At 65.5% G+C, this 21724-nt stretch carries 19 protein-coding genes; 5 read left to right on the forward strand and 14 right to left on the reverse strand.

Translation table 11 applies throughout. The features are described 5' to 3' along the window. Positions 1-23: 23 nt before the first annotated feature. The 12 genes from GRZ55_RS11870 to GRZ55_RS11925 form a co-directional block, all read right to left on the reverse strand. Entirely contained in the window at positions 24-1631 is a 1608-nt protein-coding gene (locus tag GRZ55_RS11870) for an NTP transferase domain-containing protein (protein ID WP_169287145.1), read from the reverse strand. Continuing rightward, the gene (locus GRZ55_RS11875; protein ID WP_169287146.1) at positions 1628-2341 is read right to left on the reverse strand and encodes an XdhC family protein; all 714 of its coding nucleotides are present in this window, start codon (positions 2339-2341) and stop codon (positions 1628-1630) included. Before GRZ55_RS11875 ends, GRZ55_RS11870 begins: the two co-directional genes overlap by 4 nt. Next, the gene (locus GRZ55_RS11880; RefSeq protein WP_169287147.1) at positions 2341-2679 is read right to left on the reverse strand and encodes an XdhC family protein; all 339 of its coding nucleotides are present in this window, start codon (positions 2677-2679) and stop codon (positions 2341-2343) included. Before GRZ55_RS11880 ends, GRZ55_RS11875 begins: the two co-directional genes overlap by 1 nt. 25 nt (positions 2680-2704) lie before the next feature. Then, entirely contained in the window at positions 2705-3949 is a 1245-nt protein-coding gene (locus GRZ55_RS11885; RefSeq protein WP_368856610.1) for a VWA domain-containing protein, read from the reverse strand. 9 nt (positions 3950-3958) lie between these two features. Continuing rightward, positions 3959-4888 (reverse strand): MoxR family ATPase, encoded by a 930-nt coding sequence (locus GRZ55_RS11890; RefSeq protein ID WP_169287148.1) that lies wholly within the window; start codon positions 4886-4888, stop codon positions 3959-3961. A gap of 17 nt (positions 4889-4905) precedes the next feature. Further along, the gene (locus GRZ55_RS11895; protein WP_169287149.1) at positions 4906-5400 is read right to left on the reverse strand and encodes a flavin reductase; all 495 of its coding nucleotides are present in this window, start codon (positions 5398-5400) and stop codon (positions 4906-4908) included. A 76-nt stretch (positions 5401-5476) separates the two neighbouring features. After that, entirely contained in the window at positions 5477-5857 is a 381-nt protein-coding gene (locus tag GRZ55_RS11900; RefSeq protein WP_169287150.1) for an SUF system Fe-S cluster assembly protein, read from the reverse strand. A 5-nt stretch (positions 5858-5862) separates the two neighbouring features. Continuing rightward, on the reverse strand, positions 5863-7104 hold the full coding sequence (locus GRZ55_RS11905) for a cysteine desulfurase (protein ID WP_169287151.1): 1242 nt from the start codon (positions 7102-7104) through the stop codon (positions 5863-5865). Between the two features lie 33 nt (positions 7105-7137). After that, positions 7138-8406, reverse strand: coding sequence for a Fe-S cluster assembly protein SufD (gene sufD, locus GRZ55_RS11910; protein WP_169287152.1), 1269 nt, complete (start codon positions 8404-8406; stop codon positions 7138-7140). A 10-nt stretch (positions 8407-8416) separates the two neighbouring features. Then, positions 8417-9172: a Fe-S cluster assembly ATPase SufC gene (gene sufC, locus GRZ55_RS11915; RefSeq protein WP_169287153.1), complete on the reverse strand. Its 756-nt coding sequence runs from the start codon at positions 9170-9172 to the stop codon at positions 8417-8419. Between the two features lie 27 nt (positions 9173-9199). Continuing rightward, positions 9200-10714, reverse strand: a complete 1515-nt coding sequence (gene sufB, locus GRZ55_RS11920; RefSeq protein WP_169287154.1) for a Fe-S cluster assembly protein SufB — start codon at positions 10712-10714, stop codon at positions 9200-9202. Between the two features lie 126 nt (positions 10715-10840). Further along, positions 10841-12004, reverse strand: coding sequence for a cysteine desulfurase family protein (locus tag GRZ55_RS11925; RefSeq protein WP_169287155.1), 1164 nt, complete (start codon positions 12002-12004; stop codon positions 10841-10843). A 255-nt stretch (positions 12005-12259) separates the two neighbouring features. Between GRZ55_RS11925 and GRZ55_RS11930 the strand changes: the two genes are divergently transcribed. Both GRZ55_RS11930 and map read left to right on the forward strand, forming a co-directional pair. Continuing rightward, a complete protein-coding gene (locus GRZ55_RS11930; protein ID WP_169287156.1) occupies positions 12260-12934 on the forward strand; it encodes an alpha/beta hydrolase in 675 nt (224 codons plus the stop codon). Between the two features lie 33 nt (positions 12935-12967). Continuing rightward, on the forward strand, positions 12968-13720 hold the full coding sequence (gene map / locus GRZ55_RS11935) for a type I methionyl aminopeptidase (protein WP_169287157.1): 753 nt from the start codon (positions 12968-12970) through the stop codon (positions 13718-13720). 31 nt (positions 13721-13751) lie between these two features. On the opposite strand, the gene GRZ55_RS11940 is transcribed toward map, so the two are convergent. After that, positions 13752-14885: an anhydro-N-acetylmuramic acid kinase gene (locus GRZ55_RS11940; protein ID WP_246734698.1), complete on the reverse strand. Its 1134-nt coding sequence runs from the start codon at positions 14883-14885 to the stop codon at positions 13752-13754. Positions 14886-14974: 89 nt separating this feature from the next. On the opposite strand from GRZ55_RS11940, the gene tyrS reads away from it, so the two are divergent. Continuing rightward, positions 14975-16228 (forward strand): tyrosine--tRNA ligase, encoded by a 1254-nt coding sequence (tyrS, locus tag GRZ55_RS11945; RefSeq protein ID WP_169287158.1) that lies wholly within the window; start codon positions 14975-14977, stop codon positions 16226-16228. A 15-nt stretch (positions 16229-16243) separates the two neighbouring features. Here the strand turns inward: tyrS and GRZ55_RS23695 are convergent, their stop codons facing one another. Beyond that, positions 16244-19609, reverse strand: coding sequence for a DUF3971 domain-containing protein (locus tag GRZ55_RS23695; RefSeq protein WP_169287159.1), 3366 nt, complete (start codon positions 19607-19609; stop codon positions 16244-16246). A gap of 96 nt (positions 19610-19705) precedes the next feature. Here GRZ55_RS23695 and GRZ55_RS11955 point away from each other — a divergent pair, with 96 nt between their 5' ends. Then, positions 19706-20173 carry a peroxiredoxin gene (locus GRZ55_RS11955; RefSeq protein ID WP_169287160.1) on the forward strand — a complete coding sequence of 156 codons (468 nt, stop codon included), beginning with the start codon at positions 19706-19708 and terminating at the stop codon, positions 20171-20173. Between the two features lie 264 nt (positions 20174-20437). Next, positions 20438-21724, forward strand: a complete 1287-nt coding sequence (locus GRZ55_RS11960; protein WP_169287161.1) for a M23 family metallopeptidase — start codon at positions 20438-20440, stop codon at positions 21722-21724.

Raw genomic sequence — 21724 nt, forward strand, 5'->3', positions numbered from 1 at the left:
GGCGGTCGGAGGTTGTCCCCTGCTCAGCGCAGCGCCGCGTCCAGTTTTGCGAGGTCGTTCGGCGTGTCGATGTCGAGGCTGGCGGCGGCGCCGATCTCCACCTCCACAACCGGTGCCGCGCCCGCCTCGACGATGTGGCGCGCGCCGGTGTCGCCATCGATCGTGGCGATGGCGGGAAAGAGTGACGCCGGCAGCAGGACCGGGTTGCCGCGCTTGCCGCCGTGGGTGGCGCGCACGACGGAGGTGCCGCCCGCCGCGCGAAACGCCTCGACCAGGCGCCCGAGGTCGGACGAGGTGACGGAAGGCATGTCGCCCAGGCAGATCAGCACGCCGGCCGCATGCTTTGGCACGGCGCCGATGCCGGCCTTGAGCGAGGTCGACAGGCCGGCGGCATAGTCGGGGTTCTCCACGAACTCCAGATCGAGGCCTTCGAGCGCCCGACGAACCTCGTCGGCCTGATGACCGACCACGCAGAGCGTGCCGGCAAGCGGGGCGGCCACCATCGCCTCGGCCGCAAGGCGCACGAGCGGCGCGCCCTGCAGAGGGGCCAGCAACTTGTTGGGCCCGCCCATGCGGGTCGAACGGCCGGCCGCCATCAGCAGGCCCCAAAGGGGGCCGCCCTGTGTGTCGGCCGCACGTTCGCGCGGCCGGGGACGGGTCGGGATTTCCATCAGGAGCCCGCCCACGCCCATCGCAGCGATGGCAGCGGAGGTGACGTGCATGCCGGCCATCAGCCGGTCGAGCACCCAGTCGAAGCCGTTGACCTTGGGGCTGCGTGCGCAGCCCGGCGCGCCGATCACGCCCATGCTCCCGACCTCGCCGAGGACCAGCAGATTGCCGGGGTCGACCGGCATGCCGGTGCGTTCCACGCGACCGCCCGCCAGCCTGATCGCTTCGGGGATCGCGTCCTGGTCGTCGCTGACGGCGGACGCTCCGAATACGACGATCAGATCGACTTTTTCCCTCATTTTTTCAATGGCCTGCGCGATCGTCTTCGCATCGTGATTCACGCGCATTTCGTTCACGACATGGCTGCCTGACCGGGCAAGACGCTGCGCGGTCAGCCTTGCCGTCTTGTCGAGGACGCTGGCCTTCGTGCCTTGCAGCGTGCTCTGGATGAGGCCGATGCGGTGGGCCTTGAAGGGCGCGACCGAAAACGCCTCGTCGGCGGACGCGACCTTCTCGGCTTCCGCCACCAGCGCGGCGGCGACACCGAAAGGAATGATCTTGACCGTCGCCACCAAGGCGTCCTGCTCCACCGGCGCGAAGTCGGCCAGAGTGGCGATGGTGATGGCGGGATCAATCAGGTTGAAGGCGTCGATCAGCTGGGCATTGACCCGGAACAGCCCGGCCTGTGCGGCATGGATGTTGACGCGGCCGGTGGCGGCCTCGCCGATCCGCACACCGGGGCAATCGAGTGCTGCGGCCAGCCGCGCGGCCGCCTCGTCTTCGGAAAGGTCGCCCGCTTCCAGACGCGCGGCGATGATCTCATGGATGCCTGCCGCCTCCAATGCGGCGACATCGGCCGCTTTGACGCGGTGGGCCTTGGGAAGACGCAGATCGCCGGCACGCACGCCATGGGCCAGGATGGCGCCTTCGGCGTCGCGCGTGGAGACGGGGCCGAACTTCATGTCGCGCCTTCCCGGCCCGGCGCCGCGGCGCCGTCACGACTGCGCAGGGCGGCGATGATCTGGGCCAGCGTCGCCACCGCGATTTCGGCTGGGCTGGCGGCCCCAATGGGCAGGCCTATCGGCGCGTGAATGCGCTCCAGTTTCGCGCGGTCAACACCATTTTCCGCCAACCTTTCCAGTCTCTTGGCATGGGTTTTTCGACTTCCGAGTGCGCCGACATAAAAGCAGCCGGCCTCGAGTGCTGCCTGGAGCGGATAGTCGTCGATCTTGGGATCATGCGTGACGGCGGCGAGCGCGGTCCAGGCGTCGAGCGGTCTGCGCTTGAGCACGTCTTCGGGCCATTCGGCGTGCAGCGTGGCGGCGCCGAAACGCTCCGGCGTGGCGAAAGCCGTGCGCGGGTCGATGATCTCCAGGTCGAAATCGGCGATGGCCGCCATAGGCGCCAGCGCCTGGCTGATATGGACGGCGCCGATGACGACCAGACGGGCGGGCGGCAGATGGACGTTGAGGAAAAGGGTCCTGCCGTCAGCCTCGACCTGACCTGACTTGCCGGAGCGGAAGGCCTTAAGGACGGCTTCGGACAGTTCGCCGGAAAGCGGCTCACCTTCGCGGATGAGCCGGGAGGCGCCGCTGTTCAGATCGGTGGCCAGGATCACGGCATGTCGGGCCCGCCGCTCCCGGTTCAGTTCGGCAAGGAGATGCGCGTCCATCAGCCGAGCCGCTCGACATAGACCCTGATGCGGCCGCCGCAGGACAGGCCGACCTGCCAGGCCGTCTCATCGGCCACGCCGAATTCGAGCATGCGCGGCGTGCCGCTCTCGATGACATCCAGCGCTTCGGTGACGACGGCGCCTTCCACGCAGCCGCCGGAGACGGAGCCGTCAAAATTTCCCTCGGCATCGATCACCAGATGGCTGCCGACCGGGCGCGGGGCCGAGCCCCAGGTCTCGACGACGGTCGCCAGTGCGACCTTGCGCCCTTCGCCATGCCAGGACTCGGCAAGGGTCAGCGGATCGCGGATGTCATTGCCGGTCGCGGCTGTTTCCATGATGGTTCTCCCGGCTTCAATATGGTCACGCCACCCGGTCCTTGCCAAGGGTCAGCCAGCGGCGCGGGTCGGTCTCGGCCCGGCCCGAGCCGGCCGACAGCGAACGCACGAGATCAGAAAGCGCCTCGAGATTATGGGCGGGACGGAACTCGTCGACATGCGGCAGCATGGCGCGCACGCCGCGGGCGCGCGGCTCGAACCCGTCGAAGCGCAGAAGCGGATTGAGCCAGACCAGGCGACGGCAGGATTTGTGCAGGCGCTCCATCTCGTGTTCCAGACCCTCGACATCGCTGCGCTCCAGCCCGTCGGTGATCAGGATGACGGACGCGCCCTGCCCCAGCACACGTCGCGACCAGCGCCGGTTGAACTCGCCGAGCACCTCGCCGATGCGGGTGCCGCCGGACCAGTCCTGGACCGCGCCCGACACGTTGGCCAGCGCCTCGTCGGGGTCGCGGTGGCGCATCTGGCGCGTCAGATTGGTGAGGCGGGTGCCGAAGACGAAGACATGGACCTGGCGGCGGCTTTCCATCAGCGCATGCATGAAATGCAGGAAGATGCGCGTGTACTGGCTCATCGAGCCGGAAATATCGGCAAGCACCACGACCGGTGGCTGGCGCAGCCTCGCTGAGCGGAATTTCGGCAGGATGAGCTGGCCGCCGGTGCGGAAGGCTGAACGCATGGTGGCGCGGGGATCGGCGCGCCGGCCGTGCGGATCCGACCGGAAGCGGCGCGTCGCCACCTGGTCGAAGGGCAGCCGCATGGCGGCGATGGCGCGGCGCGCCTGCGCCATCTCGGCCGCACTCATCTGCGCGAAATCCTTTTCGCGCAGGATCTCGCGACCGGAGGTGGTAAAGCGCGCATCGATTTCGAATTCCGGCATCTCCTCGACGCGCTGGTTCCTGCGGTGACCTTCAAACAGCGCATCGGCGACGCGGGATTCGGCGGCGCGCGGCTTCTGGCGCTCGCGTGTGTCGGGGGCGACGGGCGAGAACATGGCCAGCATCTTCTCGATCAGTTCGCGCGAGCGCCAGAAGAGGCGGAAGGCCTCGTCGAAGGTGGCGTGGTCCTCGCGGCGGGTGACGAGCACGCAGTGGAGCGTCCAGTAGAAATCCTCGCGCGTGCCGATGCCAGCGGCCAGCACCGCCCCGATGGCGTCGGTGACAGCGGCGGGTCCGACCCGCATGCCGGCCTTGCGCAGCGTGCGTGCGAAATAGACGATGTTGTCGGCAAGGCGGCCATGCGGCTCAGCGCTGTCGGGCGTGGCCTCCACGGACCGGCTCTACGGGGCCGTGGCGAGTTCGGCCTTGACCTCGTCGAGGATACGCCTCCCCTCGCCGCTTTCGATACGGGCGATGTCGTCCTGATATTTCAGGAGCACGCCGATCGTGTCGGAGACCGTTTCAGGGTCGAGCGCGACCTTGTCGAGTTCGGTGAGCGCGCCGGCCCAGTCGATGGTCTCTGCCACGCCCGGCACCTTGAAAAGCTCGATCTCGCGCAGCTTCTGGACGAAACGCACGATCTCGGCCGACAGAAGCTCGTTGGCGCGCGGCACCTTGCGGCGCACGATTTCCAGCTCGCGCTCCGCGTCGGGATAATCAACCCAGTGATAGAGGCAGCGCCGCTTAAGCGCGTCGTGGATCTCACGAGTGCGGTTGGTGGTGATGATGACGATGGGCGGCTCCTCGGCCTTGATCGTGCCCAGTTCAGGCACGGTAACCTGGAAGTCGGACAGAATCTCCAGAAGAAACGCCTCGAAGGCCTCGTCGGTGCGGTCGAGCTCGTCGATGAGGAAGACGGGGGCCGCGCCCTGCTTGCCCGTCAGCGCCTCCATGACGGGGCGCCGGATCAGATATTTCTCGGAAAAGACGTTCTTCTCCATCTGGGAGCGGTCGACGTTGCCTGCCGCCTCTTCCATGCGGATTTCGATCATCTGGGCGGCATAGTTCCATTCATAGACGGCGGAGGAGACGTCGAGGCCCTCGTAACATTGCAGGCGGATGAGCCTTCGCCCGAGCGTATTGGCGAGAACCTTGGCGATCTCGGTCTTGCCGACGCCTGCCTCGCCTTCGAGGAAAAGCGGGCGCTGCATGCGCAGGCTGAGGAAAAGCACGGTCGCAAGCGCCCTATCGGCGACATAGCCCGCATCCGAGAGCAGAGCCAGTGTGGCGTCGATGGACTGGGGCAGCGGGCGCGGCGGCGTTGCGTTCATGTCCGGGCCCCTCCCGCTCAAAGCAGCTTGTAGCCGCGATCGTGATATATCAACGGACGCTGGTCCGGGTTGATGCGCACGCCGATCACCCGCCCGAAGTGGATGCGATGCGTGGCCATGTCGTTGGTCTCGACGATGCGGCAGTCGAGCACGCTCAGCGCATTGGTGAGCGTGGGCGCGCCCGACGCGATCGTGTCCCAGTGCGCGGCCGCGAAACGATCGTCCTGCGACAGGCCTGTGAGGCCTGAAAAGGCATTGCCGATCTCGACATGGCCTTCGGCCAGGGTGTTGAGCGCGAAAACGCCGTTTTCGGCGAAGACATCGTTTTCGGTCTTGATGCGGTTGAGGCACACCAGGATGGTCGGCGGGTCGTCGGAGACCGAGCAGGCGGCAATCACGGTCACGCCGCGGCGGCCGGCGGGACCATCCGTGGTCACGACATGAACGGCGCCCGCGAACTTCGCCATCGCATCGCGATAGTCCTGGGGATGGATTTCGGGCTGTTTCAGCACTGGCATTTCCGGTTTTCGCTGGCGTCGCGAATATAGGTCCTCGGCCGGGCGGCGCAAGCGAGCCGGCCGTTTCGCATCAGTACCAGCCCACCGCGACCTGAGCTTCCTCCGACATACGGTCGGGGGTCCAGGGCGGATCGAAGGTCATGTTGACCTCGACGTCGGACACGCCCTCCACCGTGCTGACGGCGTTCTGCACCCAGCCCGGCATCTCGCCGGCCACGGGGCAGCCCGGCGCGGTGAGCGTCATGTCGATCTTGACGGAGCGGTCATCTTCGATGTCGATCTTGTAGATCAGGCCGAGTTCGTAGATGTCGGCCGGAATCTCGGGATCGTACACCGTCTTCAATGCCGAGACGATGTCGTCGGTCAGCCGGGCCAGTTCCTCCTGCGGAATGGCGGAGGCCGGGCCCTGGGGGCCGTCGCTGGCGGGGGTGTTGTCGGTCGTGTCTGTCATAGCATTCACCCGAAAAATGTCCGCGCCTTCTCAAGCGCCTCGGCCAGGGCATCCACCTCGGCCTTCGTGTTGTACATGGCGAAGGAGGCGCGGCATGTCGAGGTCACGCCGAAACGCTTCAAAAGCGGCTGGGCGCAATGGGTGCCCGCCCGCACCGCTACGCCGGAGCGGTCGATCACCATCGAGACGTCATGGGCGTGGATGCCCTGAAGCTCGAAGGAGACGATGGCGCCCTTGCCGGGGGCCGTGCCGAAGATGCGCAGCGAATTGATGCGCGACAGGCGTTCCTCGGCATAGGCGCCGAGTTCCGCCTCATGGGCGGCGATCGCCTCGCGCCCGACACTTTCGATATAGTCGATGGCGGCACCCAGGCCGATCGCCTGGACGATTGGCGGCGTGCCGGCCTCGAAACGATGCGGGGGATGGTTGTAGGTGACGTTTTCCTCGCTCACTTCCTCGATCATCTCGCCGCCGCCCTGGAAGGGGCGCATCGCCTCCAGCGCCTCCTTACGGCCGTACAGCACGCCGATACCGGACGGGCCGTAGAGCTTGTGGCCGGTGCAGACGTAGAAGTCGCAGCCGAGGTCGCGCACGTCGACGGGCAGATGGACCGCACCCTGGCTGCCGTCGACCAGAACCCTGATGCCGCGCGCATGGGCGATCTCGACGATCTGCCTGATCGGCACCACTGTGCCGAGCGCATTCGACATGTGGGTGATGGCGACGAGCTTGGTGCGCTCTGTCAGGCGCTTCTCGAACTCCTCGATGTGGAAGGCGCCATCCTCGTCGACCGGCACCCAGACCAGCTTGGCGCCCTGCCGCTCGCGGATGAAATGCCAGGGCACGATGTTGGAATGGTGCTCCATGATGGACAGCACGATCTCGTCGCCCTCGCCGATGTTCGGCATGCCCCAGCCATAGGCCACCGTGTTGATCGCCTCGGTCGCCGACTTGGTGAAGACGATCTCGTCGACACTTTCGGCGTTGAGGAAGCCGCGCACCTTCTCGCGCGCCTTCTCGTAGGAATCGGTTGCCGCATTGGACAGGAAATGCAGGCCGCGATGGACGTTGGCATATTCATGGCCATAGGCGTGCGTGATCGCGTCGATCACCGCCTGGGGCTTCTGGGCAGACGCGGCATTGTCGAGATAGACCAGCGGCTTTCCGTAGACCTCGCGGCCAAGGATCGGGAAGTCGCGGCGGATCGCCTCGACATCATAGGGCCTGTTTTCGACTTTCTGATCCATCAATCCGCCAGCGGCATCGCCGCGCTCCCTGCTTCAGCCGTGCTCGACGAACCATGCGTCCAGCTTGGCGACCAGCGCTTCCACGACCGCGTCGTCGTCCAGTTCCTCGATCACCTCGGCGACGAAGGCCTTGACGAGCAGGCCGCGGGCTAGCTTCTCCGGCACGCCGCGCGCCATCAGGTAGAACAGATGCTGGCGCTCGATCTCGGTCACCGTAGCGCCATGACCGCAGGCCACGTCGTCGGCGAAGATCTCCAGCTCCGGCTTGGTCGAGAACTGGCCCTCGTCCGAAAGAAGCAGCGTGTTGCACGCCATCTTGGCGTCGGTCTTCTGCGCCTCGCGATCGACCCGGATCTGGCCCTGGAAGACGCCATGGGCGCGGTCGGTGATGACGTTGCGCACGGTCTCGGTGGAGGTCGCGCCATAGGCGTCGTGATCGAGCACCATGGTGACGTCGCAATGCGTGCTGCCGGCCAGGAGGTTGACGCCTCGCAGCTTGAATTCGCAGCCTTCGCCGGCGGCCACGATGCGCAGCTCCTGGCGCACCAGCTTGCCGCCGGTGTTCATGAAGAAGACGGTAAGTTTCGCGTTCTTGCCGATCGTCGCGTTGATCTGGCCGAGCTGGGTCACCGTATCGGGCTGTTCCTGGACGATCAGCCAGGTGATCTCGGCATCGTCACCCACGTCGATCTCGGAGACCGACGACACCAATGCCTCACCCGAGCCGGTCTGGCGCTCGACGATCGTCGCCCTGGCGCCCGCGCCGACCGAAACCGCAAAGCGGGCATGGGACTGGCCGCCGGCCTGAAGGTTCTGGAACTCGATCGGACGGTCGATCACGGCACCGGCGGCAACCGACAGCCGGAAGCCATCGCTGACAAAGGCGGAATTGAGCGCGCCGACGGCATCGTCGGCCGTGGCCGGCTGCAAGCCGTCAACCGCCTCGCCGGCCATAAGCCTGTCGCGCATCGTCGTCAGGGCGACGCCCTCGATGTGGTCGGCGAGGGGGGCGGCCTTGCCATTCGCTACCGACAGGATCGTGGATCCTTCGAGCAGGGGGGCAAGCGCAGCAGCCCCGGCCTTCGCGTCGGGAGACGGGACCGACGCGAGCAGACGGCGCAGGTCGGTGTAGTGCCAGGCTTCCACCTTGCGCGTCGGCAGGCCCTTGCGCAGCGTGTCGAAGGCGCGCGTCCGGCGGGCCGCCACCGTGGCATCGCCCGGCAGGCCCGGCAGGCTCGTCTCGAACTGGTCGATCAGGGCGCGTTCGGCCGGCGTGTGGTTTGTCGTGGCATGAACGTTCATCGCATCCACCTCAGGCAGCCTCGCCGATCACGCCGGCATAGCCGCTCTTCTCGAGCTCCGCGGCGAGCGTCTTGTCGCCGGACTTCACCACCTGGCCGCGCGACAGCACATGCACCGTGTCGGGCACGATATAGTCCAGCAGGCGCTGGTAGTGGGTGATGACCACCATGGCGCGGTCGGGGGCGCGCAGCGCGTTGACCCCGTCGGCCACGATTCGCAGCGCGTCGATATCGAGGCCGGAATCGGTCTCGTCGAGCACGCAGAGTTTCGGCTCCAGGAGCTTCATCTGCAGGATCTCGGCGCGCTTCTTCTCGCCGCCGGAGAAGCCGACATTGAGCGGGCGCTTGAGCATCGCCATGTCGATGCCGAGCGATTCCGCGCCGGCACGCACGGTCTTGATGAATTCGGGGATCTTCAGCTCGGGCTCTCCGCGCGCCTTGCGCTGGGAGTTCATGGCGACCTTGAGGAACTCCATCGTCGCCACGCCGGGGATTTCCATCGGATACTGGAAAGCCAGGAAGATGCCGGCGGCGGCGCGCTCGGCCGGATCCATCTCGAGGATGGATTCGCCGTTGTAGAGGATCTCGCCCTCGGTGACTTCGTAATCGTCGCGCCCGGCCAGCACGTAGGAGAGCGTCGACTTGCCGGATCCGTTCGGCCCCATGATGGCGGCGACCTCGCCCGCCTTCACGGTCAGGTTCAGGCCGCGGATGATCTCGGTGCCGTCATCGGCGATGCGGGCATGCAGGTTTCTGATTTCAAGCATTGTTTCTTCTTTCCAGTTCCTGGCGGCTCAGCCGACCGAGCCTTCGAGCGAGATGCCGATGAGTTTCTGGGCCTCGACGGCGAACTCCATCGGTAGTTCCTGGATGACTTCCTTGACGAAGCCGTTGACGATCAGCGCGATTGCCTCCTCCTCCGGGATGCCGCGTTGCATCACGTAGAAAAGCTGATCCTCGGAGATCTTGGAGGTGGTCGCCTCGTGCTCGAACTTGGCGGTTGCGTTGTTGGCCTCGATGTAGGGCACGGTGTGGGCGCCGCAATCATTGCCGATCAGCAGCGAGTCGCACTGGGTGAAGTTGCGTGCGTTCTCCGCCTTGCGGTGGGCCGAGACCTTGCCGCGATAGGTGTTGTTGGAATTGCCCGCCGAAATGCCCTTGGAGATGATGCGGCTCGTCGTGTTCTTGCCGAGATGGATCATCTTGGTGCCGCTGTCGATCTGCTGATAACCGTTGGAGACGGCGATCGAGTAGAACTCGCCCTGGCTGTCATCGCCGCGCAGGATGCAGGACGGGTACTTCCAGGTGATCGCCGAGCCGGTCTCGACCTGGGTCCAGGAGATCTTGGAGCGATCGCCGCGGCAGTCGCCACGCTTGGTGACGAAATTGTAGATGCCGCCCTTGCCTTCCTTGTCGCCCGGATACCAGTTCTGGACGGTGGAATACTTGATCTCGGCATCGTCGAGCGCGATCAGCTCGACCACGGCGGCGTGCAGTTGGTTCTCGTCACGCTGCGGGGCGGTGCAGCCTTCCAGATAGGAGACATAGGCACCCTCGTCGGCAATGATGAGGGTCCGCTCGAACTGGCCCGTGTTCTTCTCGTTGATGCGGAAATAGGTCGACAGCTCCATCGGACAGCGCACGCCCTTCGGCACGTAGACGAAGGAGCCGTCGGTGAAGACCGCGGAGTTGAGCGTGGCGTAGAAATTGTCCGAGGTCGGCACCACCGTTCCCAGATATTTCTTCACCAGTTCGGGATGCTCGCGCACGGCCTCGGAAAACGACATGAAGATGACGCCGGCCTTCTTCAGCTCTTCCTTGAAGGTGGTCACGACGGAGACCGAATCGAACACCGCATCGACGGCCACGCGGCCCGATGCATAGACGTTGTCGCTGGCTTCGCCATCCTCGGCCACGGGCTTCTCGACGCCAGCCAGGATCTCCTGCTCGCGCAGCGGAATGCCGAGCTTCTCGTAGACGCGCAACAGTTCCGGATCGACCTCGTCGAGCGATTTCGGGCCGGACTGGTTCTTGGGCGCGGCGTAATAATAGAGATCGTTGAAGTCGATCTTCGGATAGTGGACGCGTGCCCAGTCCGGCTCGTCCATGGTCAGCCAGCGGCGATAGGCCGACAGGCGCCATTCGAGCATCCACTCCGGCTCGTCCTTCTTGGCCGAGATGAAACGAATGATGTCTTCGTTCAGGCCCTTGGGAGCCTTGTCCATCTCGATGAGGGACTCGAAGCCGTATTTATACTGATCCACATCGATCTTGCGGACCTGATCGATCGTCTCCTGCACAGCAGGCATCGGCGCTCTCCATCCATGCCGGGTTCAAGGCCCGGCCGTTGTCGATTCGCATATGTTCCGCGCCAGGCGCGGCATGCGCATTATCTAGTGTGCCGGGAGCGCGAATGCACCCTTGCGGCACGAATTTCAGGCCGCGTGCTGGTCACGTGCCTGTCGCGAGGCAATGGCGACCAGTGCCTCGCGGAATCTCAAAAGCTCTTCCTCGCCGGTTCCGGCCCCGATCGAGACCCGAACGGCGCCTCCCTTGCCCCCGTGTCCCATGGCCTGAAGCACGTGGGATTCGCCGACCTTGCCGGAGGAACAGGCGGAGCCGGCCGACAGCGAAACGCCCTCCAGGTCGAAAGCGATCTGGGCGGTTTCGGCCTTGAGACCGGGAACCGAGAAATAGGACGTGTTGGCAAGGCGCGGCGCGCCTCGCCCGTATATGGTGGCGGCGGGCCAGATGTCGAGCACGGCAGCCTCGAAACGGTCGCGCAGGGCAGCGATCCGTGCCACGCCGTCGAGCTGCATGCGAGCTGCTTCCGCCGCCGCACCGAAACCGGCGATGGCCGCCACATTCTCCGTGCCGCCGCGATGACCCTTCTCCTGGCCGCCGCCCGCGATCAAGGCCCGCGGCATGGCGAGATCCGACATGCCGACCACCGCGCCGGCGCCCTTGGGACCGCCCATCTTGTGTGAGGACAGAATCAGGAAATCGGGATAACCAACGGAAATGTCGATCGGAATGCGTCCAGCAGCCTGAACGGCGTCGCAGACAAGGATGCCGCCCGCCGCCTTCACGATGGCGGCAATCCCGGCGATCGGCTGAAGGGTGCCGGTTTCGTTGTTGGCAGCCTGCACCGCAACCAGGGGCAAACCCTCGGCGGCGTCGTGACGGCCAAGCACCACCTCGAGGGCGGCCAGATCGATCACCCCTTCCGCATCCACGGGTATCCGGGTCACCCGGTCGGGGGCGAAACGCCCACCCGCGAGAATGCAAGGATGCTCGGAAGCGGAAACGTAAAGCCGCGACAGACGCAGCGGCGCGCGGCCCATGGTCCAGTCGGGCGTCAGCAACATGTTCGCGGCTTCCGTCGCGCCGGAGGTGAAGATCACGTGGTCGGGGCGAGCGCCGCAGAGGGCTGCCACCGAGCGCCTCGCCTTTTCGACCAGGGCGCGCGCCCTGCGGCCTTCAGCATGGACGGATGACGGGTTGGCGTCGGTCTCAAGCGCGGCCAGCATGGCCTCGCGCGCCGCAGGAACCAGCGGCGCGGTCGCATTGTGGTCGAGATAGACACGCCTGCCCGACATCGTCTTCTTCCAAGGCCCTCTGGTGGCGGTTGCGGCCCAATGCGAATCAAGTACCGGGCCGGAAGGCCTTTTTCCTTGAAATCGCAATGCCTGGCGTCCTATCTACCGGCATTGCCGAACGGGACGTCCTTGCACTTTCAGTTTTGAACCATTCTAAACTAGGTTTTATGGAGATGGCCGGTCCGCGTCAAGCCCGGACGGCCGCTCCGAGCCGATGCAAGTGCCGTTCCGTCGAGGCCGCAACTGGAGTTTTACATGCCCGAGGTCATTTTCACAGGTCCGGCCGGTCGGCTGGAAGGGCGTTATCAGCCCTCCACCGAGAAGAACGCGCCGATCGCCATCGTGCTGCACCCGCATCCGCAGTTCGGGGGCACGATGAACAACAAGATCATCTACGACCTCTTCTACATGTTCCAGAAGCGCAATTTCACCACGCTGCGTTTCAATTTCCGGGGCATCGGGCGCAGCCAGGGCGAGTTCGACCATGGCGCGGGCGAACTCTCCGACGCGGCGGCCGCGCTCGACTGGGTGCAGTCGCTGCACCCAGACTCCAAGAGCTGCTGGGTGGCGGGCTATTCCTTCGGCGCCTGGATCGGCATGCAGCTCCTCATGCGTCGTCCCGAAATCGAGGGCTTCATCTCGATCGCGCCGCAGCCCAACACCTATGATTTCTCCTTCCTGGCGCCCTGCCCGTCCTCCGGACTCATTATCCATGGCGACGCCGACAAGGTGGCACCAGCCAAGGACGTGCAGGTGCTCGTCGACAAGCTGCACACGCAGAAGGGCATAACCATCACGCAGAAGACGCTGCCCGGCGCCAATCACTTCTTCTCCGACACCGCCGACATCCTGCTCGAGGAATGCGCCGACTATCTCGACGCCCGCATGCGCGGCGAACTGGCTGAAGCCCGGCCGAAGAGGCTGCGGTAGGCCAATCGGCGCGCAGCTGGCGAGACGGACAAGATGACGGTCACGCACCAGGACGAACTGGACGGTCTTAAAAAGATCGGCCGCATCGTCGCCAACACCATGCACAGCATGGCGGCCGCGATGGAGCCTGGCATGACGACAGCCGAGCTCGACGAGATCGGTCGTGATCTTCTCGACCGGGAAGGCGCCGTCTCGGCGCCCCGGGCGACCTATGATTTTCCGGGCACCACCTGTATCAGCGTCAATGAAGAGATTGCGCATGGCATCCCCGGCGAGCGCAAGATCGCCGCAGGGGATCTCGTCAACATCGATGTTTCTGCGTCGCTGAACGGCTATTTTGCCGATACCGGGGCCACGTTCGGCGTCGGGCCGGTGCGGCCGTCACTCGACCGGCTGTGCCGTGACGGGAAACGCGCGATGGAGATCGGCATCGCGCAGGTCGGCCATGACAAGCCGATCGCCGGCATCGGCAATGCCATCGGCAAGTTCGCGGCAAAGCGGGGCTACACGCTGATCCGGAACCTGGCCAGCCACGGCGTCGGCAAGGCGCTGCACGAATATCCGCAGGAGGTCGCGACCTGGCCGACCAGGAGCGACAGGCGACGGATGCACAACGGTCTCGTGCTGACCGTCGAGCCATTCCTGTCGCGCGGCGGCATGTGGGCGACGTCGGGCGCCGATGACGAATGGACGCTCTACAGCGATCCGCCGGCACCTGTCGTGCAATATGAGCATACGGTCGTTGCGACACATCACGGTGCCATCATCGTCACGCTGCCGGGCTGACAGCAGGCAGGCCGGCAAGGGGCTCGGCTGCTCATTTCTCCCCCGCTGGACGATGATAAACGCCGCCGCTGACCGGCCGCGAGCATGCCGTGGTCGTCGGCCAGGAGAGCGGCAGGCCTTCCTTCGCGCGCACCGCGAGATAGGCCCAGGCCTCGGCTTCCATCGCGTCGCCGTCGAGCCCCGCATCCTCGGCCAGGATGACGGCTTCCTCGCCCGCGCCTTCGCGCAGATCGGCCAGGATATGCGGATTCTTGCGCCCGCCCCCGCAGAGAATCCAGAGTTTCGGCGGCTCCGGCATGTGCTCGGCCGCCTTCAGGATCGCCGCGGCCGACACGTTCGCCAGGGTGCGGGCACCATCGGCCAGATCCATCCCCTCGGCGTCCGCCAGCGTGAAGTCGTTGCGGTCGAGTGATTTCGGCCCGGTCCTGGCAAAGAACGGCTTGTCCAGATAGCGCGCGACGATCGTTTCAACGACACCGCCCTCGCTGGCGATCATGCCATCGGCATCGAAGGGGACGCCCCCCTCCCGTGCGACCCATTGGTCGATCAGCGCATTGCCCGGCCCTGAATCGAAGGCGACGGGATCGCCCGTCCGCGGCACGAAGGTGATGTTGGAAATGCCGCCAATATTGACGAAACAGACCGGAAAGCGGCGCAGCCTTTCCGGCAGCGAACGCGCGAGCGCGGCATGATAGGCCGGTGCCAGCGGCGCGCCCTGCCCGCCATGCTCCATGTCGGCTGCGCGCATGTCCGAAACCACGGCGATGCCCGTCTCGCGCGCCAACAGCGCGCCGTCGCCGAGTTGCACCGTCACGCCCCGTTCTGGCCGGTGAAGGACGGTCTGGCCGTGAAAGCCGATCAGCTGCGGCTCGATTTCGGGATGGTCCGTGAGGAAGTCGCGCACCACCTCCGCATGGCGCCGCGTGATCTCGGTTTCCAAGCCCCCCAGATCGCCCGGCCGTTCGCCCCGCTGGCCGATTGCAGCGGCGTCCACCAGCGACGCCTCGATGCGGCGCCGGAAGCTTGCCTCATAGGGGGCGAACCCGCCGGGCCCGCGCCGGACCGCGTCGCGGCCATCCGTCCACAAAACGGCGATGTCGATGCCGTCCATCGACGTACCGCTCATCAGCCCGACCGCGCAAATCTCCGGCAATGACGCCACCATCCTTGTGATTCCGCCTCAAGCGATGCTAAAGCGCCGCGGTCGCGCGCGCCATGGGCCGCGCCTCTTCCTTCACGCGAAAGACAAAAGCGATGTCCGCCTTCAAGTCCGATTTCCTCCGCATCCTGTCCGAGCGCGGTTTCATCCACCAGATGTCCGACGAGACCGGCCTCGACGAGCTTTTCGCCAAGGAGATCGTGACTGGCTATATCGGCTTCGATCCAACGGCGCCCAGTCTTCACGCCGGTGGCCTGATCCAGATCATGATGCTGCACTGGATGCAGAAGACCGGTCACCGCCCGATCGCGCTGATGGGTGGCGGCACCGGCATGGTCGGCGATCCGTCCTTTAAGGACGAGGCGCGCAAGCTGATGACGCTGGAGACGATCGCCGACAACATCGCCTCCATCAAGCAGGTCTTCACCAACTACCTGACATTCGGCGAAGGCCCGCGAGACGCGCTGATGGTCGACAATGGCGAGTGGCTGCGCAAGCTGAACTATCTTGAGTTCCTGCGCGACGTCGGCGCGCATTTTTCGGTCAATCGCATGCTGTCCTTCGACAGCGTGAAGCTGAGGCTCGACAGGCAGCAATCGTTGTCCTTCCTCGAGTTCAACTACATGGTGCTTCAAGCCTACGATTTCGTGGAGCTGAACAAGCGCTACGGCACGCGATTGCAGATGGGCGGCTCGGACCAGTGGGGCAATATCATCAACGGCATCGATCTCGGCCACCGCATGGACACGCCGCAACTCTACGCGCTGACCTCGCCGCTTCTGACGACCTCGTCGGGTGCCAAGATGGGCAAGTCGATGAACGGGGCGGTCTGGCTCAACCCCGACATGCTGTCGGCCTATGATTTCTGGCAATACTGGCGCAACACCGAGGACGCCGACGTGGAGCGATTCCTGAAGCTCTACACGACCATGCCGATGGACGAGATCGCGCGGCTGGCGGTGCTTGGCGGCTCGGAGATCAACGAGGCCAAGAAGGTATTGGCCACAGAGGTGACCGCCATGCTGCACGGGCGCGAGGCAGCCGAACAGGCTGCCGAAACGGCCCGCAAGACCTTCGAGGAAGGCGCATTGGCCGAGACGCTGCCGACCGTGACGGTGCCGGCGGCCGAGATCGAGGCCGGCCTCGGCGTGCTGTCGCTGTTCGTGGCCGCCGGGCTCGCCGCCTCCAACGGCGAGGCGCGCCGCCACGTCAAGGGCGGTGCGGTGCGCGTCAATGACGAGACCATCGAGGATGACCGGCGCATCGTGTCACGCGACGACCTGACCGCCGAGGGCGTCATCAAGCTCTCGCTCGGCCGCAAGAAGCACGTTCTGGTGCGGCCGGCCTGAGGCAGAAGCGGGTTCTCAGTTGAACTCGAACACAGAGCGGAAGATGCCGGGGGCGACGACGGAGAGCGGGTTGATCTGCAGTTGCGGTTCGCCCGCCTCCCCCGCCAGGCGGTAGGTGACGCCGATGAGGCCGCCATCACGGCCATTGCCCAGGATCTGGCCGACGAGCGGGATCTCGCCGAAAAGTCGGTTCAGCCCGTAGGCCGGCATGAAGGTCCCCGACATGTCCATGCGCCCATTGGCATCGTATAGAATGCCGCGGAAGGTGGTTCCGATATTGGGGCTGCGCAGCACGCCCCGTTCGACCGAAAGATAGCCCGGCCCCTTGCCGAGTTCGGCAAAGCCGCGATCGAAACGCACACGCGAGACATCGATCTGGCTGCGCAGGGCCTGGTTGAGCGAGCGATCGCCACCGGCCGGAGCGGTCGAGACGATGGAGCCGAGGCGCGGTTCGTTGACGATCCAGAAATCGCGCGCGTCCACCGTCCCGCTCAACGGTCCGTCGGTCGGCCCGCTCATGGCCAGTTCGATACTGCCGCCTTCCAGCTTCTCGTAGATGTCGAGGAAGCGCACCACCGCCCCCGCATCGTTGGACTGCATGGTCACGTTGCGCGTGCCGCCTACCGTGTCGTGGCGGAAATAGACCGGCGCACCGCCCGAGGTGATGGCGGAAAAGACGAGGTTGTCCACCAGGCTGCCCGTGCCGCTGTAGCTCAGCCGCACGTCGCGCAGGCTTTCGTCGTGGAAGCCATCGATCCTGTCGATACGCATCTCCACGGTGACGGGAACGCCCTCCACCGCCTCGCCACCCGGCTCCTCGTCCTGGGTGAGGTGCTTGATGAGAGCGCGCGCATCGAGGGAGCGTCCGGTGATGTCGACCTTGTAGCCGCCGCCGGCCCGCCCGATGTCCAGGGAAAACTCGTCGCCGCGGTTGAGGCGGACATTGGGAAACCGCGCGCCCTCCAGTTCTCCGTCGCGCAGGGCCAGCCTTCCACGAACCGCGAAGGTCTCGCCTTCCAGCGCGAAATTGTCGAGAACCATGCTGGCGTTGCTGGTGTCCATGACGAAGCTCGCCTTGGCCGGGATGCCCGCGCCCTTCGCCCAGCCCGCCCACGGGACCGTAAGGCGCGAATTGCTGAGATCGATGCCGATCTCGCGCCGCTCGCCGCCACCCTGCATCTTCACGCTCGCCGCGCCCGAAAGGAAGGCAGCGAGGCCGGGAACGAACCTGTCGCGCGCCGTATCGTCGAGCCGAAGCGCGACCTCCTGAACCGACTCTCCCCCGCCCCCGCCCAGCGGCTCGACCAGGTAGACCGTGGCCGGCACGCCATCGAGCAGCGTTTCGGCGTCGATGACCACGCGGCCGGGCTCCACAAGGATGGAACCGGCCGCCTCGCTGACACGAAAGCCGTGTATGGGCCTGGCCAAATCGAGGTCACGATACTCCAGCACCACCATCCACTCCAGATCGTCGACCCGGACGCCTTCTCCCAGCGGGATGTCGGCCACGATCTTGCCCGATACGGACCCCTCGAAATCGGCCGGCTCGAAATCAATGTGATCGCCCGCGTTGATCGGGTCGTGACTCGCCAGTTCGAGGATTGCCGCGGCCTCTCCCGACACGTCGATGTCGAGCGCGCCCACAAGGGGCGTTCCCGGCGCGGCATCGATGCGCAGGGTGCCGCCGGTCGCCTGAACGGTCCGGCCGCTGGCCAGGTAGACCGTTCCGGATTCCAGCGCGACGTCGATCAAGCTGCCGTCGAACACGACACTGCCCACGCCGTCGCGTATGGCCGGCATGCGACGCGCGACATCGAAGCGCACGCGCTCGACATTGAAGGCGCCGGTGACTTCGCCGGCCACGAGCGGAACGCCGTCGTTCAACCGGCCAGGGGCCAGCGAAACGTCGACGCGGCCATGCACTATGCGTCCGCCGAAGAGATTTCGATGAGCCCATTCGCGCGCGCCATGGGCGGCGAGCCAGGGCCAGAGCTGCTTGGCACTGCCGACAGGGAAATCGGCCACCACCAGGTCCATCTCGATGCCCGGCGACCGTCCCTCGGACGCCAGGGTGATCAGCGCGCTACCCTTCACCTCGCCATCCGGGATGCGAACGGCGAACTGATCGATTGCGATTTGTTTGCCGTCGGCACTGAGACGTCCCGTCAAGCTCGCCAGTATATCGAGGGGCGGCTCCAGAGAGCCCTCCGGCGCGATGCGCGAGCCGTCGCTGATCAGTTCAAAGCGATAACCCGGTGTGGCATCGGCTTCAGCCGGTACCGGCCCCACCGCGCCGTTAAATCGCCAAGCCGAGAGGCCATTGGTGACGTTCAACCGCGAGATCTCGAACTTGTCGAGACCAGGCTCCACGAAACCGGCAAGCGAGACGCCGAAGCGCGCCTCCTCCCGCCGTCCCGCCGCAAAAAGCACATCGGCGGCACGAAGCGTCAAATTTACCCGACCAGAACCCGCCTCCCCCTCCCGCCCGTTGATGCCGATCACGAGCGCGCCGAGATCACGAAACAACCCGGACCGGTCAGGCTCGGGGACCGCGTCCATCTCGGCCTTCACGGTGAACTCTCCGATCGGCTGGCCGTCGCCCGGCCGGTTCGCCTTGCCCGACAGGCGAATCTCGCGACCGTCGAAGACGAGCGCGGCCTCGATTTCCACCTCATGCGCGCCCGTCCGCCGAAGGCTGGCCTGCTCAACCGTGAGGCTGGGCTCGCCCTGCACCAGAACCATCTCGACATTGCGCAGCCGCAGCCGGTCGGTGGCCGGCCCCTCGAGCGTGTCGATCAGATCGTGGAGCCGCGCGAACAGCGCCTCACCGAGACGATCCGTATCGATGAGGCCGCGCTCGTCCATGAGGTCCGACAGGAAGCCTGGCGCCGCATCGTCGGTCAGGTCGATCCGGGCATCTGATATGGTCGCGTTGCCGAGTTCGAGCCGGCCGGCCAGCAAGGGCCAGGGGCGGATGGCGAAGGAGATGGCACCTGCCTCCAGGAAAGCCAGTTGCCGGTCCTCGTCGGTCACCCGTGCCTCGTCGAGGCGTATGGCGAGAAGGGCGTTTTCGTCGAGCGTCAGTCCGGTCGCCCCGATATGGACGGAGACCGGCCTGTCCATGAGGGCCGACAGCGTGCGTTCGGCCTGCTGTCTCAGCGTCTCGCCGCCGAAGAAGGAAAGCCCTGCAACCGCAACGGCCGCCAGCACCAGAAGAGCCGCCACGGGATAGAGGAAAAATCTCGTCCTTCGCCGACGCCTGCGCCCGACGCGGGGCGAGTGCACCGGCGAAGCGCTGACCGCCGAAGGCAGGCGGTCGAGATCGCTTATATCGTTGCGCCTGAAGCGAACCTTCTCGTGCGCAGCAGACCCTTCTCGCACCGCTCTCCCGATCTTTTCGCTCTGGCTTGATGGACGAATCCGTTCTCCATCATATATCCCGTCGCGCTCTATAGTAACCATTAACGGGGTCGCATCATGGCAGAACTATCGACGGGCTCTCAGGCGCCCGACTTCGAGCTTCCCGGCGACGGCGGATCGACCGTCTCGCTCTCCGCCCATGCCGGCAAGCCGGTCGTTCTCTTCTTCTATCCGAAGGACGACACCAGCGGCTGCACCGCCGAGGCCATCGACTTTTCCCGCCTCAAGCCGGAATTCGACGCGGCCGGCATCGCGCTCATCGGCCTGTCGCCCGACAGCGTGAAGAGCCACGACAAGTTCAAGGCCAAACACGAATTGTCCGTGGCGCTTGCCGCCGACGAAACCAAGGCCACTCTCGAGGCCTATGGGGTGTGGGTGGAGAAGAGCATGTACGGCCGCAAATATATGGGCGTCGAGCGCTCGACATTCCTCATCGGCCCAGATGGCAATATTGCCGAAATCTGGCGCAAGGTGAAGGTGCCAGGCCATGCGGATGCGGTGCTCGAGACCGCCCGCAAGCTCTGAAACCGGGAATTCCAAGGCCCGCGACGCATTACGGTCCCCCTGGCTAACTGTTCTTGGAGACCGTGATGTTGCGTGGGCTTGAACTCTAATTCCTGAGCATTCCGATTCCGATCATCATCCTGCTGCTGCTCCTGTTCCAGGACGCCGGCTCGGTACCGACTCGCAGGCCCGCGCCGCGATACCGCGAGGCCCCTCAAAAGGCTTTATTAACCCTAACCATGTGTAATCAACCCTGCCTCAGCGACGGCCGGCAGGGAGTGGGAATTGGTCACGAATACCCCGCGGAAAGGCGTTTTCGGAAAGCGCACCGAACCGCACACCATCATCATCGCGCGCGGCGACGAAATCCGCCATTTCACCATCAGGCCATGGATCGCCGCGCTCGCGGGATCGGTGATCGCCGCCATGGCGATCGGCTATCTGTCGGCCACCACCTATCTCGTCCTGCGCGACGACCTCATCGGGGCGAACGATGCGCGCCAGGCCCGCATGCAGCAGGCCTACGAGGACCGCATTTCCATGCTGCGCGCGCAGGTCGACCGCATTACCAGCCGCCAGTTGCTCGACCAGCATCTCATGGAGACAAAGCTCTCCGAACTCATCGAGCGCCAGAGCCAGCTCACGCGCCGCCAGGGTCGTCTGGGGCCGATCATCGACCGACTGGCCGGCGAGGAGCCGGACATGCCGGAAACCATGCCCGCACCGGCCGAGCGTCCGGACCAGCGAGCCGAACTGCGGTCAGGTGGCGAGCGTTTCGAGATTCGCATCCCGGGCGCCGCCCCGTTAATGACGGCCGGCAACGCCTACTGGCCAACCGCTCGCGCCAACCCGTTTGCCCTTCCGGCCGATGCGCATGAATCGGACCGGCTGTTCGTCGAGATCACCGAGTCGCTGGAAGAAATCGAAACCGAGCAGTTTCAGGGCATCGGGGCTCTGGCCACCAATGTCTGGCAGACGGTCGAGCAGGTCGCCGATGCGCTGGAGAGCATCGGCCTGAAGTCGGCGACCGGCCCCGAAAGCAACGCAACCGGTGGGCCCCTCATCCCCATCAGCGGCTCCTCGGTCTTCGACGAAAGGGTCCGCGACCTCGACCAGGCGCTCGAAAACCTCGAAGCGATCAAGCGGCTCGCGCGCACCGCGCCGATCGCCAATCCAGCGCCCGGCCATTCCATCTCCAGCAATTTCGGGCCGCGTCGCGACCCGTTCATCGGCCGGCTGGCGCATCATTCCGGCATCGATTTCCGGGCCCCGCCCGGCGCCCCGATTCTGAGCGCGGGAGCCGGCACCGTCATCAGCGCGGGCTGGAACGGCGGTTATGGCCGCATGGTCGAGATCGACCACGGAAACGGGCTCACCACAAGATATGCGCATATGAGCCGGATTTCCGTCCACGAAGGTGACAGGATCGAGCCCGGCGCGATCATCGGGAAAGTCGGTTCAACCGGCCGTTCGACGGGCCCCCACCTGCATTTCGAGGTTCGACGTGGCGGCAGTGCGGTCGACCCCCGCCCTTTCCTGCGCGCCGGGCGCAAGGTCGCCGAACTGCTCTGA

The sequence above is a fragment of the Chelativorans sp. ZYF759 genome, assembly GCF_012911015.1.
Taxonomy (GTDB): Bacteria; Pseudomonadota; Alphaproteobacteria; order Rhizobiales; family Rhizobiaceae; genus ZYF759.

Coding starts and splice junctions, on each gene's coding strand:
- GRZ55_RS11870 (WP_169287145.1), bottom strand. CDS start 1,631: ATGAAGTTCGGCCCCGTCTCCACGCGCGACGCCGAAGGCGCCATCCTG.
- GRZ55_RS11875 (WP_169287146.1), bottom strand. CDS start 2,341: ATGGACGCGCATCTCCTTGCCGAACTGAACCGGGAGCGGCGGGCCCGA.
- GRZ55_RS11880 (WP_169287147.1), bottom strand. CDS start 2,679: ATGGAAACAGCCGCGACCGGCAATGACATCCGCGATCCGCTGACCCTT.
- GRZ55_RS11890 (WP_169287148.1), bottom strand. CDS start 4,888: ATGAACGCAACGCCGCCGCGCCCGCTGCCCCAGTCCATCGACGCCACA.
- GRZ55_RS11900 (WP_169287150.1), bottom strand. CDS start 5,857: ATGACAGACACGACCGACAACACCCCCGCCAGCGACGGCCCCCAGGGC.
- GRZ55_RS11905 (WP_169287151.1), bottom strand. CDS start 7,104: ATGGATCAGAAAGTCGAAAACAGGCCCTATGATGTCGAGGCGATCCGC.
- sufD (WP_169287152.1), bottom strand. CDS start 8,406: ATGAACGTTCATGCCACGACAAACCACACGCCGGCCGAACGCGCCCTG.
- sufC (WP_169287153.1), bottom strand. CDS start 9,172: ATGCTTGAAATCAGAAACCTGCATGCCCGCATCGCCGATGACGGCACC.
- sufB (WP_169287154.1), bottom strand. CDS start 10,714: ATGCCTGCTGTGCAGGAGACGATCGATCAGGTCCGCAAGATCGATGTG.
- GRZ55_RS11925 (WP_169287155.1), bottom strand. CDS start 12,004: ATGTCGGGCAGGCGTGTCTATCTCGACCACAATGCGACCGCGCCGCTG.
- GRZ55_RS11930 (WP_169287156.1), top strand. CDS start 12,260: ATGCCCGAGGTCATTTTCACAGGTCCGGCCGGTCGGCTGGAAGGGCGT.
- map (WP_169287157.1), top strand. CDS start 12,968: ATGACGGTCACGCACCAGGACGAACTGGACGGTCTTAAAAAGATCGGC.
- GRZ55_RS11940 (WP_246734698.1), bottom strand. CDS start 14,885: ATGGTGGCGTCATTGCCGGAGATTTGCGCGGTCGGGCTGATGAGCGGT.
- tyrS (WP_169287158.1), top strand. CDS start 14,975: ATGTCCGCCTTCAAGTCCGATTTCCTCCGCATCCTGTCCGAGCGCGGT.
- GRZ55_RS11955 (WP_169287160.1), top strand. CDS start 19,706: ATGGCAGAACTATCGACGGGCTCTCAGGCGCCCGACTTCGAGCTTCCC.